At 64.4% G+C, this 16,528-nt stretch carries 11 protein-coding genes and 2 rRNA genes; all 13 read left to right on the forward strand.

What is annotated here, in order from left to right:
• The first annotated feature begins 345 nt into the window (after nt 1-345).
• The 13 genes from NMQ03_RS07750 to NMQ03_RS07810 all read left to right on the forward strand — a co-directional run bounded on the left by NMQ03_RS07750 (nt 346) and on the right by NMQ03_RS07810 (nt 16,490).
• Nucleotides 346-3,473: ribosomal RNA gene (locus tag NMQ03_RS07750) — 23S ribosomal RNA — on the forward strand.
• A gap of 183 nt (nt 3,474-3,656) precedes the next feature.
• Nucleotides 3,657-3,773: ribosomal RNA gene (gene rrf, locus NMQ03_RS07755) — 5S ribosomal RNA — on the forward strand.
• A gap of 327 nt (nt 3,774-4,100) precedes the next feature.
• Nucleotides 4,101-6,038, forward strand: a complete 1,938-nt coding sequence (locus NMQ03_RS07760; protein ID WP_255175088.1) for a hypothetical protein — start codon at nt 4,101-4,103, stop codon at nt 6,036-6,038.
• A 6-nt stretch (nt 6,039-6,044) separates the two neighbouring features.
• A complete protein-coding gene (locus NMQ03_RS07765) occupies nt 6,045-7,034 on the forward strand; it encodes an HAD-IIA family hydrolase (protein WP_255175089.1) in 990 nt (329 codons plus the stop codon).
• A gap of 259 nt (nt 7,035-7,293) precedes the next feature.
• Nucleotides 7,294-8,109, forward strand: a complete 816-nt coding sequence (locus tag NMQ03_RS07770) for a TlyA family RNA methyltransferase (protein WP_255175090.1) — start codon at nt 7,294-7,296, stop codon at nt 8,107-8,109.
• 13 nt (nt 8,110-8,122) lie between these two features.
• Nucleotides 8,123-9,148: an NAD kinase gene (locus NMQ03_RS07775; RefSeq protein ID WP_255175091.1), complete on the forward strand. Its 1,026-nt coding sequence runs from the start codon at nt 8,123-8,125 to the stop codon at nt 9,146-9,148.
• A gap of 4 nt (nt 9,149-9,152) precedes the next feature.
• Nucleotides 9,153-10,892, forward strand: coding sequence for a DNA repair protein RecN (gene recN, locus NMQ03_RS07780; RefSeq protein ID WP_255175092.1), 1,740 nt, complete (start codon nt 9,153-9,155; stop codon nt 10,890-10,892).
• A gap of 134 nt (nt 10,893-11,026) precedes the next feature.
• A complete protein-coding gene (locus NMQ03_RS07785) occupies nt 11,027-12,817 on the forward strand; it encodes a CTP synthase (RefSeq protein WP_303695094.1) in 1,791 nt (596 codons plus the stop codon).
• A 25-nt stretch (nt 12,818-12,842) separates the two neighbouring features.
• Nucleotides 12,843-13,502 (forward strand): NUDIX hydrolase, encoded by a 660-nt coding sequence (locus tag NMQ03_RS07790; RefSeq protein ID WP_159632281.1) that lies wholly within the window; start codon nt 12,843-12,845, stop codon nt 13,500-13,502.
• Complete coding sequence (gene xerD / locus NMQ03_RS07795) at nt 13,502-14,554, forward strand: site-specific tyrosine recombinase XerD (protein ID WP_255175094.1); 1,053 nt, start codon at nt 13,502-13,504, stop codon at nt 14,552-14,554. The genes NMQ03_RS07790 and xerD overlap by 1 nt, the downstream gene beginning before the upstream one ends.
• Nucleotides 14,555-14,677: 123 nt before the next feature.
• Nucleotides 14,678-15,181, forward strand: a complete 504-nt coding sequence (locus NMQ03_RS07800; protein ID WP_255175095.1) for an RNA polymerase sigma factor — start codon at nt 14,678-14,680, stop codon at nt 15,179-15,181.
• Between the two features lie 2 nt (nt 15,182-15,183).
• The gene (locus NMQ03_RS07805) at nt 15,184-15,972 is read left to right on the forward strand and encodes a hypothetical protein (RefSeq protein ID WP_255175096.1); all 789 of its coding nucleotides are present in this window, start codon (nt 15,184-15,186) and stop codon (nt 15,970-15,972) included.
• Between the two features lie 35 nt (nt 15,973-16,007).
• A complete protein-coding gene (locus tag NMQ03_RS07810; RefSeq protein ID WP_255175097.1) occupies nt 16,008-16,490 on the forward strand; it encodes an 8-oxo-dGTP diphosphatase in 483 nt (160 codons plus the stop codon).
• The last annotated feature ends 38 nt before the right edge of the window (nt 16,491-16,528 follow it).

Here is a 16,528-nt window from a genome sequence, read left to right on the forward strand (position 1 = left end):
GTGGTGGTTCTGGAACGGTGGGCGTGGTGATGTGGTGGTTTTCGTGTTTGGCACACTGTTGGGTCCTGAGGCAACAGGACCACGGGTTCGCTGTCTTCGCCTTTCGGGGTGTGGGTGGTGTTCTGGTGGGAGTGTTTGTTTCTGGTTTCCCTGCCATGACGGTCCACGCACGTGTGTGTGGGGTGTGTGGTGTGGGGTTGTTGTTTGAGAACTACATAGTGGACGCGAGCATCTTGTATAAGAAGCAATTTCCAAGATAAATGAACCTGGATCTGGTTCGTGTGCCTTTGGGTGCGCGGGACAGTTTTCGTGGTTCTCTCGAGTGAGCTTGTTTTTGATCTTTGTGGTCAAGTTTTTAAGAGCACACGGTGGATGCCTTGGCATTAGGAGCCGAAGAAGGACGTAGGAATCTGCGATAAGCCTGGGGGAGTCGATAACCGGACTGTGATCCCAGGGTGTCCGAATGGGGAAACCCCGCCAAGCGCGCGAGTGACTTGGTGACCCGTACCTGAACACATAGGGTGCGTGGGGGGAACGCGGGGAAGTGAAACATCTCAGTACCCGCAGGAAGAGAAAACAATAGTGATTCCGTTAGTAGTGGCGAGCGAACGCGGATCAGGCTAAACCGTTCCATGTGTGATAGTAAGCGGGCGTTGCATGGTCGGGGTTGTGGGACTTTCCATACCAGTTCTGCCGGGCTGGTGGGGTGTGATGTGCGCGCATAGGTGAACGGTTTTGAAAGGCTTACCAGAGAGGGTGTTAGTCCCGTAACCGTAATGTGTTTGTACCGCCTGTGAGAGTATCCCAAGTAGTACGGGGCCCGAGAAATCCCGTGCGAATCTGTCAGGACCACCTGATAAGCCTAAATACTCCCTAATGACCGATAGCGGACCAGTACCGTGAGGGAAAGGTGAAAAGTACCCCGGGAGGGGAGTGAAACAGTACCTGAAACCGTGTGCTTACAATCCGTCGGAGCCAGTCTGATTCTGGTGACGGCGTGCCTTTTGAAGAATGAGCCTGCGAGTTAGTGTTACGTCGCGAGGTTAACCCGTGTGGGGCAGCCGTAGCGAAAGCGAGTCTGAATAGGGCGTGTGAGTGGCGTGATCTAGACCCGAAGCGAAGTGATCTACCCATGGCCAGGTTGAAGCGACGGTAAGACGTCGTGGAGGACCGAACCCACTTCAGTTGAAAATGGAGGGGATGAGCTGTGGGTAGGGGTGAAAGGCCAATCAAACTTCGTGATAGCTGGTTCTCCCCGAAATGCATTTAGGTGCAGCGTTGCGTGTTTCTTGCTGGAGGTAGAGCTACTGGATGGCTAATGGGCCCTACAAGGTTACTGACGTCAGCCAAACTCCGAATGCCGGTAAGTGAGAGCGCAGCAGTGAGACTGTGGGGGATAAGCTTCATAGTCGAGAGGGAAACAGCCCAGACCACCAACTAAGGCCCCTAAGCGTGTGCTAAGTGGGAAAGGATGTGGAGTTGCCCAGACAACCAGGAGGTTGGCTTAGAAGCAGCCACCCTTAAAAGAGTGCGTAATAGCTCACTGGTCAAGTGATTCCGCGCCGACAATGTAGCGGGGCTCAAGTACACCGCCGAAGTTGTGGCATTCAGATATTTAGCTAAGCCCTTGTGGTTCAGGCGTCTGGATGGGTAGGGGAGCGTCGTGTGGGCGGTGAAGTCGCGGTGTAAACCAGCGGTGGAGCCTACACGAGTGAGAATGCAGGCATGAGTAGCGAAAGACGGGTGAGAAACCCGTCCGCCGAATGATCAAGGGTTCCAGGGTCAAGCTAATCTGCCCTGGGTAAGTCGGGACCTAAGGCGAGGCCGACAGGCGTAGTCGATGGACAACGGGTTGATATTCCCGTACCGGCGAAAAACCGTCCATGTTGAACAGGGGATACTAACCGCCCGAGACCTGCCCGATCACCCTTGTGGTGTGAGGGTTTTGGTGGAGCGCGGGACCTGATCCTGGGAGGCAAGCGTATTAACAGGTGTGACGCAGGAAGGTAGCCGAGCCGGGCGATGGTTGTCCCGGTCTAAGGATGTAGGGCGAGTGGTAGGCAAATCCGCCACTCATTGTGCCTGAGATCTGATGGGACCCCCGTTTGGGGGGATTTGGTGATCCTATGCTGCCGAGAAAAGCATCGACGCGAGGTTTTAGCCGCCCGTACCCCAAACCGACACAGGTGATCAGGTAGAGAATACTAAGGCGATCGAGAGAATTATGGTTAAGGAACTCGGCAAAATGCCCCCGTAACTTCGGGAGAAGGGGGCCCCAACCTTGATCGGACTTCGCGTCCGGGAGGGGATCGGGGCCGCAGAGACCAGGGGGAAGCGACTGTTTACTAAAAACACAGGTCCGTGCGAAGTCGCAAGACGATGTATACGGACTGACTCCTGCCCGGTGCTGGAAGGTTAAGAGGACCGGTTAGCCTCACGGCGAAGCTGAGAATTTAAGCCCCAGTAAACGGCGGTGGTAACTATAACCATCCTAAGGTAGCGAAATTCCTTGTCGGGTAAGTTCCGACCTGCACGAATGGAGTAACGACTTCCCCGCTGTCTCAACCATAAACTCGGCGAAATTGCAGTACGAGTAAAGATGCTCGTTACGCGCAGCAGGACGGAAAGACCCCGAGACCTTTACTATAGTTTGGTATTGGTGTTCGGAGTGGCTTGTGTAGGATAGGTGGGAGACGTTGAAGCCCGGACGCCAGTTCGGGTGGAGTCATCGTTGAAATACCACTCTGGTCACTTTGGACATCTAACTTCGGCCCGTAATCCGGGTCAGGGACAGTGCCTGATGGGTAGTTTAACTGGGGCGGTTGCCTCCTAAAAAGTAACGGAGGCGCCCAAAGGTTCCCTCAGCCTGGTTGGCAATCAGGTGTCGAGTGTAAGTGCACAAGGGAGCTTGACTGTGAGAGAGACATCTCGAGCAGGGACGAAAGTCGGGACTAGTGATCCGGCGGTACATTGTGGAATGGCCGTCGCTCAACGGATAAAAGGTACCTCGGGGATAACAGGCTGATCTTGCCCAAGAGTCCATATCGACGGCATGGTTTGGCACCTCGATGTCGGCTCGTCGCATCCTGGGGCTGGAGTAGGTCCCAAGGGTTGGGCTGTTCGCCCATTAAAGCGGTACGCGAGCTGGGTTTAGAACGTCGTGAGACAGTTCGGTCCCTATCCGCTGCGCGCGCAGGAAATTTGAGAAGGGCTGTCCTTAGTACGAGAGGACCGGGACGGACGAACCTCTGGTGTGTCAGTTGTACTGCCAAGTGCACCGCTGATTAGCTACGTTCGGATGGGATAACCGCTGAAAGCATCTAAGCGGGAAGCTCGCTTCAAGATGAGATTTCCATACACATTATGTGTGAGAGGCCCCCAGCCAGACCACTGGGTTGATAGGCCGGATGTGGAAGCGAGGACTAACGACTCGTGAAGCTGACCGGTACTAATAGGCCAATAACTTACACCACACAGATACATACAAAATTCTGCTTGCGTCCACTATGTGGTTCCCAACCAACAACCCCCCAACACGGGCACGGTAGGAACCAACACAACTACATACAACACCACAACGCTGTCCCTGGACAGCGAGTTGTAACCACAGATTTCCCACACCACCCCCCACACGGGTTGGTGACGGGTAGAAGGGTTACGGCGGTCATAGCGTGGGGGAAACGCCCGGTCCCATTCCGAACCCGGAAGCTAAGACCCACAGCGCCGATGGTACTGCACCCGGGAGGGTGTGGGAGAGTAGGTCACCGCCGGAACATCATTCATGGTCGAGGCCCCAACCACACACGGTTGGGGCCTCCCACATTTAACAAACAAAACACCGCGCGCTGCCGGCGGTGTCTGGCGGCGAAGCTCATGCCTGCGGCTCGGTTGCAGCGCGCAGCGGCTACGGCAGGCTGTCCCCGTTGTGAAGATGGCCACGATACCGGTCCCAGGGCCCGCACTGTCCCGGGGGATTTGGTTGCTCCACTAGAATTGATGAAGATGTACGGACTTCGAAGCGCTTGATTTCGGGTTGCGTAGGAAACGAAACGAGCGGCTGCAGTTGTGCCAGTGGTCGGCTCACAACAGGAGGAATCCACATGGCCGAGCATAACGGTGGCAACCGCGGCAACGACCGGGGCGCGTTCCGCGGCAACAACAACTCCGGCGGTGAGCCCCGCGGATTCCGGTCCCGGTCCGACCGCGATGGCAACAACTTCTCCCGCGGTGGCTCTGCCGGCGGTGGCGAGCGTAAGCCGTTTGGTGATCGTGAGCGCAAGCCGTTTGGTGACCGTCCCCGCCGCGATGGCGAGGGCGACCGCCGCGGTTTTAGCGGCTCTGCTGGCGGTGGCGAGCGTAAGCCGTTCGGTGACCGTGACCGTAAGCCGTTCGGTGACCGTGACCGTAAGCCGTTTGGCGACCGTCCGCGCCGCGACGGTGAAGGCGACCGTAGCCAGTTTGGTGATCGTGACCGTAAGCCTTTCGGTGACCGTCCCCGTCGCGAGGGTGAGGGTGACCGCCGTGGTTTTGCGGGCGGTGACCGTGACCGTAAGCCCTTTGGCGACCGTCCCCGTCGCGAGGGTGAGGGTGACCGCCGTGGTTTTGCGGGCGGTGACCGTGACCGTAAGCCCTTTGGCGACCGTCCCCGTCGCGAGGGTGAGGGTGACCGCCGTGGTTTTGCAGGCGGTGACCGCGACCGCAAGCCGTTTAATGACCGTCCGCGCCGCGACGGCGAAGGCGAGCGTCGCCAGTTCGGTGACCGTGACCGCAAGCCGTTTAATGACCGTCCGCGCCGCGACGGCGAAGGTGACCGCCGTGGTTTTGGTGGCGGCGATAACCGCAAGCCGTTCGGGGACCGGCAGGACCGGGCACCCCGCAGCTTCGACCGCGGTGACTCCCGCGCCGAGTCCGCCCGTGGCGCCGGCCCCCGCAGCTTTGGCCGCGACCGCCAGGAAGACCGTCCTGTCCGCGTGCCCAACGCCGCTGACCTCCGCAGCGCCAACCGCCCGGACCGGGAACGCTCACCCGAAATCGATGAAGACGTTACGGGTAAAGAACTGGACCGCGCCACCCAGCACCAAATCAAGACCCTCGAAGCCAAGAGCTCGGAATGGGTGGCCCGCCACCTGGTGATGGTAAGCCGCCTCATCGATGACGAGCCGGAGCTTGCCTTCCAGCACGCCCTGGCAGCCAGCCGCCGCGGCGGCCGGCTCGCCGCTGTCCGTGAAGCCGTTGGCCTGACTGCCTACGCCGCCGGGCACTACGGTGAGGCGCTGCGCGAGTTCCGCACCTTCCGCCGTATCAGTGGTTCCAACGTCCACCTCCCCATCATGGCGGACTGCGAGCGTGGCCTGGGACGCCCCGACCGCGCCCTGGATGTGGCCCGCTCGGAGGAAGCCCAGGACCTGGATGCCCCCGGCAAGGTGGAACTGGCAATCGTCGCGGCCGGTGCACGCACCGACCTGGGCCAGCTGGACGCGGCAGTAGCCGAACTTGAAATCCCGCAGCTGGACATGAACCGCGCGTTCTCATACAGCCCGCGCCTCTTCCGCGCCTACGCCGACGCGCTGGCTGCGGTGGGACGCGAAGACGAGTCGCAGAAGTGGAGCCGTCAGGCCGTCGTGGCAGAAAATGCCCTGGGCCTGGGCGCCGACGAGGAACCCGAAATCATCGACCTCGGCTGGGACGAGGAAGAGGAAGCCCGGGAAGAGGCAGAACGCCGCCGGATGCTGGACCGCGCCTCCACGGGCGCTGGGGCCGAAACGCCCGCAGCAGGTCCCACGGAGGCAACTGCCGGGAGCGCCCGCGCAGCCGAGGCGAAGTCCTCGCAGGACAGCAGCATCGACGACCAGGATGCCGACTACTTCGTTTCCGACGACGCAGAATCGGACCAGGACTCGGTGGAACACGACGAGCTCGACTCCGTGGCCGCCGACGACGCCGATGCTGACGACTCCGTGGCCGCCGACGACGCGGACGTTGCCGCTGCCCGGGACAACGCAGGCATCGAGCACGACGAAGACCGCCGGGAAGACTGAACACAGATGAGCGATGTTTCCCTGGTTTCCCGCTTCGACGCACTCCTCGCCGACCTGGACGGCGTGGTCTACGCCGGGCCCCACGCCATTCCCGGAGCTGTTGAGTCGCTGAAGCAGCTTTCCGGGCTGGGCATTGGCCTGGGCTATGTCACCAACAACGCCTCCCGATCACCGGCGGAAGTGGCAGCGCATCTCCGTGAGCTTGGAGCGCCGGCGGAGGACAACCAGGTGGTCAGTTCGTCCCAGGCGGCGGCCGAGCTGCTCGCCTCGATGCTGGCGCCGGGGTCAAGGATCCTCATCACCGGCAGCCCGGCCCTCGCCCGCGAAATTGAGCTGGCAGGCCTGGTGCCGGTGGCCGGCCAGGACGAGGATCCGGTCGCCGTGGTCCAGGGTTTCAGCCCGGCCATTGGCTGGAAGGACCTGGCGGAAGCCACCTACGTGGTGAACGCCGGTGCTCTCTGGGTAGCTACAAACACAGACATGTCCATTCCCCAGGCGCGCGGCATCGCCCCCGGAAACGGCACCCTGGTGGCTGCAGTGGCTGCGGCCACCGGGCAGCAGCCGAAAGTCGCGGGTAAGCCGGAAGCGCCGCTTTTCCATTCGGCCGCCAAGCGGCTTGGCGCCGGGCGCCCCCTGGTGGTGGGCGACCGGCTGGATACGGACATCCTGGGCGGCAATAATGCCGGCTTCGCCACCGTGGCTGTCCTGACCGGCGTCGACACGCGCGAGACCATCCTGGCGGCCCGCGCCCCGGAACGTCCCGCTTACATCATCGAAAACCTTACGGACCTGCACCGGCCGTACCCGGAGATAATGCACGACGACGGCACCTACACGTGCGGGCGGTCGACAGCGCGCGTGGCGAACGGAGCAGTGGGCATCATCGGCAGCCAGGACGACCTCAACTCCTGGCGCGCGGCATGCGCGGCATGGTGGGCCATGACGCCTGACGCCTCAGCCCCGCAGGCGCCCAAGCTGGTGTGGCTGGATCACTAGACTGGTTCAATGACCGAGCTGACCGAACCGGACCATCCGACAGCCCAGCCGGCCCCGGAGTGGCCGCAGGCCCCCGGGCAGGACATCAGGGATCCGCAGGTGGCACAGGCCATCGCCAGGCTTTTCGACCTGCCCGGGCTGCCGGCAGCGGAGCACGAAACCGTGTACAACATGCTGCACGATGAACTGCTGGCGGCCCTCAACAGCGAACCGACAGACAGCGAACCCACAAGCAGCGAAAAAGCCGCGGGGCCGCCTGATGCCGGTCCGCCTCGACCAGGCATTGGTGGCCCGCGGACTGGCCAGGTCGCGGACGCACGCAGCCTCGCTGATCGCCGAGGGCAAGGTCACTTCCGGCGGCCAAGTCCTTTCCAAGGCCTCCCTGCAGGTTGATGACAGCCGGGACCTGGCGGTCGAACACGATGACCGGGACACCTACGCCAGCCGTGCGGGGCACAAGCTGGCCGGCGCTCTGGACGCGTTCCCGGACGTATCGGCCCAAGGCAAAAGGTGCCTCGACGCCGGTGCCTCCACCGGCGGGTTCACGGACGTCCTGCTGAGGCGGGGGGCCGCACAGGTGGTGGCGGTCGACGTCGGGCACGGCCAACTGGTGCCGCACCTCCGGGACGACCCCCGCGTGGAGGTCCACGAGGGCATGAACGTCCGGTACATGGCGCCCGCGGACATCGGCGGCCCGGCCGCCCTGACCGTCGCGGACCTCTCCTTCATCTCCCTCACCCTCGTGGTGCAGCCGCTGGCTGACTGCACCGAGCCCGGCGGCGACCTGGTGCTGATGGTCAAGCCACAGTTCGAGATCGGCAAGGACCGCCTGGGCCGCACCGGCGTCGTCACGTCGGAGCGCGAGCGGCGGATGGCGGTGGAGAAGGTGGCCAGGGCAGCGCTCGACGCCGGCCTGGACCTGTGCAGCCTGGCGGCCAGTCCGCTGCCCGGACAGGACGGAAACGTCGAATACTTCCTGTGGATAAAACGCAGGATCACCCAAGAGTTGCCTAAGATCGAAGAGCGTGAGGCAGCAGCTGCTGCTTTGCTCGGACAAATCTGGCCGAACCACTAGAGAGCGGAACCTGATGAGCAGGCGTGTACTGGTCCTTGCCCACACCGGCCGCGAGGAGTCACTGAAGGCCGCCTGGGAAGCCTGCGCCCTGCTGCATGCTTCAGGCATGGTCCCCGTGATGCAGGAGTCCGAACTGGGCGACATGGAACGCTTCTTCGGGCACCTGGCCCAGCCGGTGGAGGTGCTCCACGACCATGTCCAGCTGCCCGATGTGGAACTGGTCATGGTCCTTGGCGGCGACGGAACCATCCTCCGGGCCGCTGAGCTGGTCCGCGAGGTGGACGTGCCGCTGCTGGGCGTCAACCTGGGCCATGTGGGCTTCCTGGCAGAGAGCGAGCGGGCAGACCTTGCCCAGACGGTGGAGTGGATCGCCAGCCGTGAGTACATCGTTGAAGAGCGGATGACCATCGATGTCCAGGTCTGGGTCCGCGGCCAGAAGATTTGGCACACCTGGGCTTTAAACGAGGCCGCCATCGAGAAAGCCAACCGCGAACGGATGCTGGAAGTCGTGACCGAGGTGGACGAGCGCCCGCTGACGTCCTTCGGCTCCGACGGCATCGTGCTGGCCACCCCCACGGGCTCCACGGCCTACGCATTCTCCGCCGGTGGCCCCGTGGTGTGGCCGGAGGTGGAGGCGCTGGTGATCGTGCCCATCAGCGCGCATGCGCTCTTCGCCAAGCCCCTGGTCGTATCGCCCCGGTCCAGGCTCGCTGTTGAGGTGCTGGGGCGGACCGACGCCCAGGGGGTCCTGTGGTGCGATGGCCGGCGCTCGGTGGACCTGCCGCCCGGCGCCCGCGTGGAAGTCACCAAATCGGCCACCCCGGTCCGCCTGGCCCGCACCCATCAGACCCCCTTCTCGGCCCGCCTGGTCCGCAAGTTCGAGCTGCCCATCCACGGCTGGCGCGGCCCGGTGCCCAAGTCCGATGCCGTGCACACCGGTCCCATCCCCATCGTGCGGACGCCACGGCCCATGCCGCCGCTGCCGGTACCGCATGCGGAGAATCCTGGCAGCGATCCCGATCCGTCGACTGCGAAGTGAAGCCATGCTTGAAGAACTGAGAATCCGCGATCTGGGCGTCATCACCGACGCAACGCTGCCGCTCGGCCCTGGACTGAGCGTGGTAACCGGTGAAACCGGTGCGGGCAAGACCATGGTGGTCACCGCCGTCGGACTGCTGCTGGGAGCGCGTTCGGATGCCGGTGCAGTCCGTAGCGGGGCGAAAAGTGCCACCGCGGAAGCGGTGCTCAAGCTTGACGCCGGACATCCGGCCATCGCCCGTGCGCTTGATGCCGGTGCCGAAGCCGAGGAGTTCGACGGCGGCGCTGAGCTCATCCTGGCCCGCCGCCTGGGTGCGGACGGCCGCAGCCGTGCGTTCCTCGGTGGGCGCGCTGCGCCGGTGGGCGTCCTGGCCGAGATCGGCGAGTCGCTGGTGGTGGTGCACGGCCAGTCGGACCAGATCAGGCTCAAAAGCGCCACGGCCCAGCGGGAAGCCCTGGACAAGTTCGCCGGGGACAGCCTGGCCGGACCGCTGTCCGCGTACCAGGAGCTGTACAACAGGTGGAAGGCCAGCCAGGCAGAACTGGACAGCCTGCAGAGCGCCGCACGGGACCGGCTCCGCGAAGCCGAATCCCTGGAGGCGGCCCTGGCCGAAATCGACGAGGTGGATCCGCAGCCGGGGGAGGACGAGCTTTTGAAGGCCGAGGCCGTCAAGCTCGCCAACGTGGAGGAACTGCGGATTGCCGCCAGCACGGCACACCAGGCCCTCATCGCCGAGGACTTCGGCGAGACCGGTGACGCCACCACCCTGGTGGATTCCGCCAAACGCACCCTGGAGCATGTGGCCGAGCACGACGCCGAACTCGGTTCCGCCGCCGCGCGGCTGGCGGAAGTGGGCTTCCTGCTCAATGACATCGCCACCGAACTGGCCAGTTACCAGGCCGGCCTGGACTCGGAGGGCCCGGAACGGCTCGCCGAGATCGAGGACCGGCGGGCAGCTCTGGCCAAGCTGGTCCGCAAATACGCCCCAACCATCGACGAAGTGCTGGAGTGGGCCGAAAAGGCCCGCGCCCGGTACGACGAGCTGCAGGACGACTCCTCCCGCATCGAAGCCCTCGACGCGGAGGTGGTCCGCGCCGAAGCAGAACTGACCAAGCAGTCGGCGGCCATCAGCAAGATCCGGGCCAAGGCCGCCAAGGACCTCTCTGCCCGGGTAAGCGCCGAACTGAAGGCCCTGGCCATGGCCGACGCCACCTTGGTGATCAACCTCGAGCCCTCCGTGCAACTGGGCCTCCACGGCGCGGACGAAATCACCTTCCTGCTGCAGCCGCACTCCGGTGCCCCGGCCCGGCCCCTGGGCAAGGGCGCGTCCGGTGGTGAATTGTCCCGGGTGATGCTTGCCATCGAGGTGGTGCTCGCCGCCGTCGACCCTGTTCCCACGTTTGTGTTCGACGAGGTCGACGCCGGTGTGGGCGGACGTGCCGCCGTCGAGATCGGCCGCCGGCTGGCCATGCTGGCACGCCACGTCCAGGTGCTCGTAGTCACGCACCTTCCCCAGGTGGCCGCCTTTGCCGACCAGCACATCACCGTGACCAAAACGTCCGTCAGGGGAGCCGACGGCGGCACGGCCACCGGCTTCACCTCCAGTGACGTCCGCCTCCTTGACGGGCCGGAACGCGTGCGTGAGCTCGCCCGCATGCTGGCCGGTCAGGAGGACTCCGAGTCCGCCCAGGCCCACGCCCAGGAACTGCTGGACGACGCCAAACTCCTGCCACAGCGGGCCTGACGCGGCAAAAAGCGGGGGAGCGGGCGGGCTGGCTTTGGACTATCCGGATGGACGCCTCTTGATTCAGTGGCCCCATCCCAGCAGACTGGAACGCTTGGGTGCAGGTTCGGCCCGATCCGTGGAAGGCTCAATTGATGATAGGCTCGAATTCCGTGGTGCAGCGATCAAATTCCCGTGTAAATTCCCGGTTCCCGGGCTCCTCCAAGATGACCAAGCACATCTTCGTCACCGGCGGTGTGGCGTCCTCACTCGGTAAGGGACTGACGGCCTCCAGCCTCGGTCACCTGCTCCGGGCACGCGGCCTGTCCGTCACGATGCAGAAGCTCGATCCTTACCTGAACGTGGATCCGGGCACGATGAACCCCTTCCAGCACGGTGAGGTCTTCGTCACCGACGACGGCGCCGAAACAGACCTGGACATCGGGCACTACGAGCGCTTCCTCGACGAGAACCTTGAAGGTTCCGCGAACGTGACCACCGGCCAGGTGTACTCCACCGTGATCGCCAAGGAACGGCGTGGCGAATACCTGGGTGACACCGTCCAGGTCATCCCGCACATCACGGACGAGATCAAGCGCCGCATGCGGCTGCCTGCCGAAGGCAAGAACGCCCCCGACGTCATCATCACCGAAATCGGCGGCACGGTTGGCGACATCGAATCCCAGCCGTTCCTCGAATCGGCCCGCCAGGTCCGCCAGGACGTGGGCCGCGGCAACGTCTTCTTCGTCCACGTGTCACTGGTCCCGTACATCGGACCCTCTCAGGAACTGAAAACCAAGCCCACCCAGCACTCGGTAGCGGCCCTGCGCTCCATCGGTATCCAGCCCGAAGCCATCGTCATCCGCTCCGACCGCGAGATCCCCGAAGCCATGCGCGCCAAGATCGGCCGCATGTGCGACGTCGACCTCGAAGCCGTCATCGGCTGCCCGGACGCCCCCAGCATTTACGACATCCCCAAGACCCTGCACGCCCAGGGCCTGGACTCCTACATCGTCCGTGCCCTGGACCTGCCGTTCAAGGACGTGGACTGGACCAGCTGGGACCGTCTCCTGGAAGCCGTCCACAACCCCAAGCACCAGGTCGAAATCGCATTGGTGGGCAAGTACATCGACCTTCCGGACGCCTACCTCTCGGTGACCGAAGCCCTGCGTGCCGGCGGCTTCGCCAACGAGGCCAAGGTCAAGATCCGTTGGGTCCCCTCGGACGAGTGCGAGACCCGTGAGGGTGCCATGAAGGCGCTCGACGGCGTGGACGCCATCTGCGTGCCGGGCGGGTTCGGTATCCGTGGCCTCGAAGGCAAGCTGGGCGCCCTCAAGTTCGCCCGCGAGACCAAGCTGCCAGTGCTGGGCCTGTGCCTTGGCCTCCAGTGCATGGTCATCGAATACGCCCGCAACGTGGTTGGCCTGGAAGGTGCCTCCTCCAGCGAGTTCGAGCCGGATTCCAAGTACCCTGTCATCGCCACCATGGAGGAGCAGCTGGAGTTCGTTGAAGGCCGCGGCGACCTGGGCGGCACCATGCGCCTTGGCCTCTACGAAGCCAAGCTGGACGAGGGCTCGGTCATCGCCGGTACCTACGGCAAGACCACGGTCAGCGAACGCCACCGGCACCGCTACGAGGTCAACAACAAGTACCGCCAGCAGATTGCCGAAAAGGGCCTGGTCTTCTCCGGCACCTCCCCGGACGGCAAGCTCGTCGAATTCGTTGAGCTGCCGGTCGATGTCCACCCGTACTACGTGGCGACGCAGGCGCACCCCGAACTGAGCTCGCGGCCCACCCGCCCGCACCCGCTGTTCGCCGGACTGGTCAAGGCTGCCCTTGACCACCAGGGTGCAGGCCACCAGGGTGCTTACCATGAGGGCGCTGCCGACACGGCTGCGGCCGCGGCGGGGGAGCCTGCAGCATCAGGTACCCTTACCGCTAAGTAGTCAATAGAACAAAAAGGACGGCGCGATGCCTGGTACACCTGAAGCCACCCCTGCCAAACAGGTTTCGGATGCACCAAGCCCGCGCCGTCTTTTGTCTACGGAGAAGGTCTACCAGGGCCGGATCTGGGACGTTGTCAGTGACACCTTCCAGCTCTCCGAGTCCGGGGACGCCCTCACCCGCGACTACATCGACCACCCGGGCGCTGTCGCCGTCCTGCCCATGAATGGCGAAGGGCAGATCCTGCTGCTGAAGCAGTACCGGCACCCCGTGGGCATGGACCTTTGGGAAGTCCCCGCGGGCCTGCTGGACGTCGAAGGCGAAGACTTCGTGGTGGGGGCGGCGCGGGAACTCGCTGAGGAAGCGGACCTGGCAGCCGGGACATGGAATGTCCTGGCCGATGTCTTCAATTCCCCCGGATCCTCCAGCGAGGCCATCCGGATCTATCTGGCCCGTGACCTCACCGAGGTGCCTCACCACGAGCGCCACGAGCGGACGGACGAGGAAGCGGAGATCGAGTTCCACTGGATCAGCCTGGACGATGCCGTGGCCTCTGTCCTGGCAGGCCGCCTGCACAACCCGTCCGCCGTCGTCGGGATCCTTGCCGCCGCTGCGGCCCGGGCCGGCAACTATGAAGGACTTCGTCCAGCCGACGCCCCCTGGCCCGCACACCCCAGCCAGCGCTGATGGTTCCGGGTCCCTCGGCTGAAGCGGCTCCGGAGGTCGAACCGGCTCCGAACCCCGGCACTGCAAACGGTGGAGCGGCCGGAGCTGCCTTGGCCGGCGCTGTCCCGGCCGGAATACCGGCCGCGATCGACCGCGGAATCACTGACTATCTCCAGCACGTGGGCGTGGAACGGGGCCTTGCCGTGAACACGCTGGCAGCCTACCGGCGGGACCTCGCCCGCTACGCCCGGTACCTCGCCGCCGCCGGCTGTACCAGTCCCGGCGATGTCACCCGGCATCACGTGACGGGATACGTCCGTGCCCTCTCGGACGGATCCGACGGCGGCTCCACCCTGGGCGTGCGCTCCGCGGCGCGGACGGTGGTGGCCGTCCGGGGCCTGCACAAGTTCTGGGCCCTGGAGGGGTACACGCCCACGGATCCCGCCAGCGAAGTGCACCCGCCGATGGTAAGCAAGAGGCTGCCCAAAGCCATCAGCGTTGACGAGGTGACCCGCATCCTCGAAGCCGCGGGAACTGACACCGCCACGGGACTGCGGGACCGCGCCCTGCTGGAATTCCTCTATTCCACCGGCGCCAGGATCAGCGAAGCGGTGGGCCTGGACGTTGACGACATCTCCCTGGCCGCGCCGGAATCCGGGCCCGCCATTGTCCGCCTGTTCGGCAAGGGGTCCAAGGAACGGCTGGTGCCGCTGGGCTCGTACGGGGCCCGGGCTTTGGATGCCTACCTGGTCCGCGGGCGTCCGTTGCTGGCCGCCAAGGGAAAGGGAACGCCGGCGCTGTTCCTCAATGCCCGGGGCGGCAGGATCAGCAGGCAGAGTGCCTGGACCATCCTGAAGGCGGCGGCGGAGAAGGCCAACATCACCCGCGATGTTTCGCCGCACACGCTGCGGCATTCATTCGCCACGCACCTGCTCGAAGGCGGCGCCGACGTCCGCGTGGTGCAGGAGCTGCTGGGCCATGCGTCGGTGACCACCACCCAGGTGTACACGCTGGTCACTGCCGACACACTCCGCGAGATCTACGCCGCGGCACATCCACGGGCGCTCGGCTAGCCGGGTCCTGCCCTGACGGTCGCAGCGATCCGCACAACGAATTTTCCCGCTGCTGTAAGAACCAGCCCCGCCCGGGACACTTAGTCTTCAAGAAGAAGTCACCAGTGTCCGGGGGGAAATACTATGTTGGCAGCGGAAGAGCAGGCATTCATCGATCTGCATTCCCAGCATTCGGGGCGGGTCTACCGGTACATCGCGTGCCGCATCAGCGACTCGGGCCGGGCCGAGGAGTTGGCGGCCGACGTGTTCCGCATTGCCTGGCAGAAACAACTTCCGGAGCCGCCCGGCATCGGCTGGCTGCTCGCCACGGCCCGGCATGTGCTCGGTAATGAATACAGGGGCCGTCGCCGCCGCCAGGAACTTCTTGACCGGCTGCAGGACGAGGCACGCGGCAACGTCCTGCAGGAGGAAACCGGGGAACAGGCCGCGGTAGCGGAGGTCCTTGGCCGCCTTCGGGAACGGGACCGCGAGATCCTCATGCTCAGCTACTGGGATGACCTGACCCTCCCCGAACTCGGCCAGGCCCTTGAATGTTCTCCCTCAACTGCTGCCGTACGGCTGCACCGTGCACGCCGGGCTTTCGCCAAGGCGGCACCGGCACATCTCATGACCGAACGGAAGGACTAGCCATGGACCGCATTGAGCAGTTGATGAAGGCCGCCAAACCCCGGCCGTCGGCACCGAATAAGGTGGCCGCAGGCGATGCGGCCCAGGCCTTGGCGGCTTTTGGGGAAACCGAAGTCATCCGTCCGGCGCGGGCACCGGAACGCGGCAACCGGCGGGGACGGACAGCCGTCCGGACGACTGCTGCGACCGTGCTGGCAGCCGCAGCGGTGGCCGGCGCGGTGTACGTGGGCGGGGCCATGACACAGCGGCCCATGCCCGGGCCCGGCCTGGCACCCCCGGAGGCAACCGGGAACCCTGCACCGGCCAGCCCGTCAGCCACACCGTCTGCCAGTGAACAACCCACTGCCACCGCGTCATCCTCCGCGGCTCCATCAGGGAGCCCTGCGGCCGGTGGCTTGAGCACCGGCGGTGTGCCCTGCACCATGGACAACGTGGACCTGCAGCGAAGCGACCAGCAGCGCATCATCTTTCCGATTCCCGCAGACCAACAGCATCTCTACTCCGTCCTGGGTTGTGCCGGCGGTTGGCTGGCCTTCTCCATCTCGGATGAGGGAGCCAAGGCCCTTCAGCTCGATGGCGGCAACGCCTGGTACCAGATCGCGAAGCTGCAGGACGGCCGGTTCCTATGCGAGTTCCGCCAGCAGACTGCCAGCGTCCTGAACTGGGAGTTCCAGGCACTGAACAATCAAGGCCTCACGCCCCAGGAAGCGATGGACCGCGACTTTGCCTCCAAAGGGCTTCCGGTGGAACTCCGGCAGCAACTGGTTGGCGACGGCCCGGCCGCCGGATAGCTTCAGGGTCCGCCGGCAGCTATAGGGTTGTGCACATGGAATCCTCCCAGGTCACCCTCTGTTTCCTGCTCCGTGACGGGGACAACGGGGACGAAGTCCTCCTGGGACTCAAGCAGACCGGGTTCGGCAAAGGCAAAATCGTTGGCGTCGGCGGCCATGTGGAACCGGGAGAGACCGACGCGGAGGCCGTGATCAGGGAAGTCCTTGAGGAGACCGGGGTGGTGCTGCAGGTGGAGGACCTGGCAGATGCCGGATCGGTCCACTTCCTTTTTCCCGCCCGCCCGGAATGGAACATGAAGACCACGCTGTTCACCGCCCGTACCTGGGAGGGCGAACCGGAACCCAGCGACGAAATCCTGCCCGAGTGGTTCCGGGTGGACACCCTGCCGGTGGACCGCATGTGGCAGGACGCGGACCACTGGCTGCCCGTGGTGCTGGAGGGCCGCAGGGTGAACGTGGTGGTCACCATGCACACCGACAACGAGACCGTCGCGTCATCCCATAGCCTCCTGGGCTGATGAGGCAGACTCCTGGTTGTTAAGAACCGACGGCGGGT

This window comes from Arthrobacter sp. DNA4, from assembly GCF_024362385.1.
Lineage (GTDB): Bacteria > Actinomycetota > Actinomycetes > Actinomycetales > Micrococcaceae > Arthrobacter.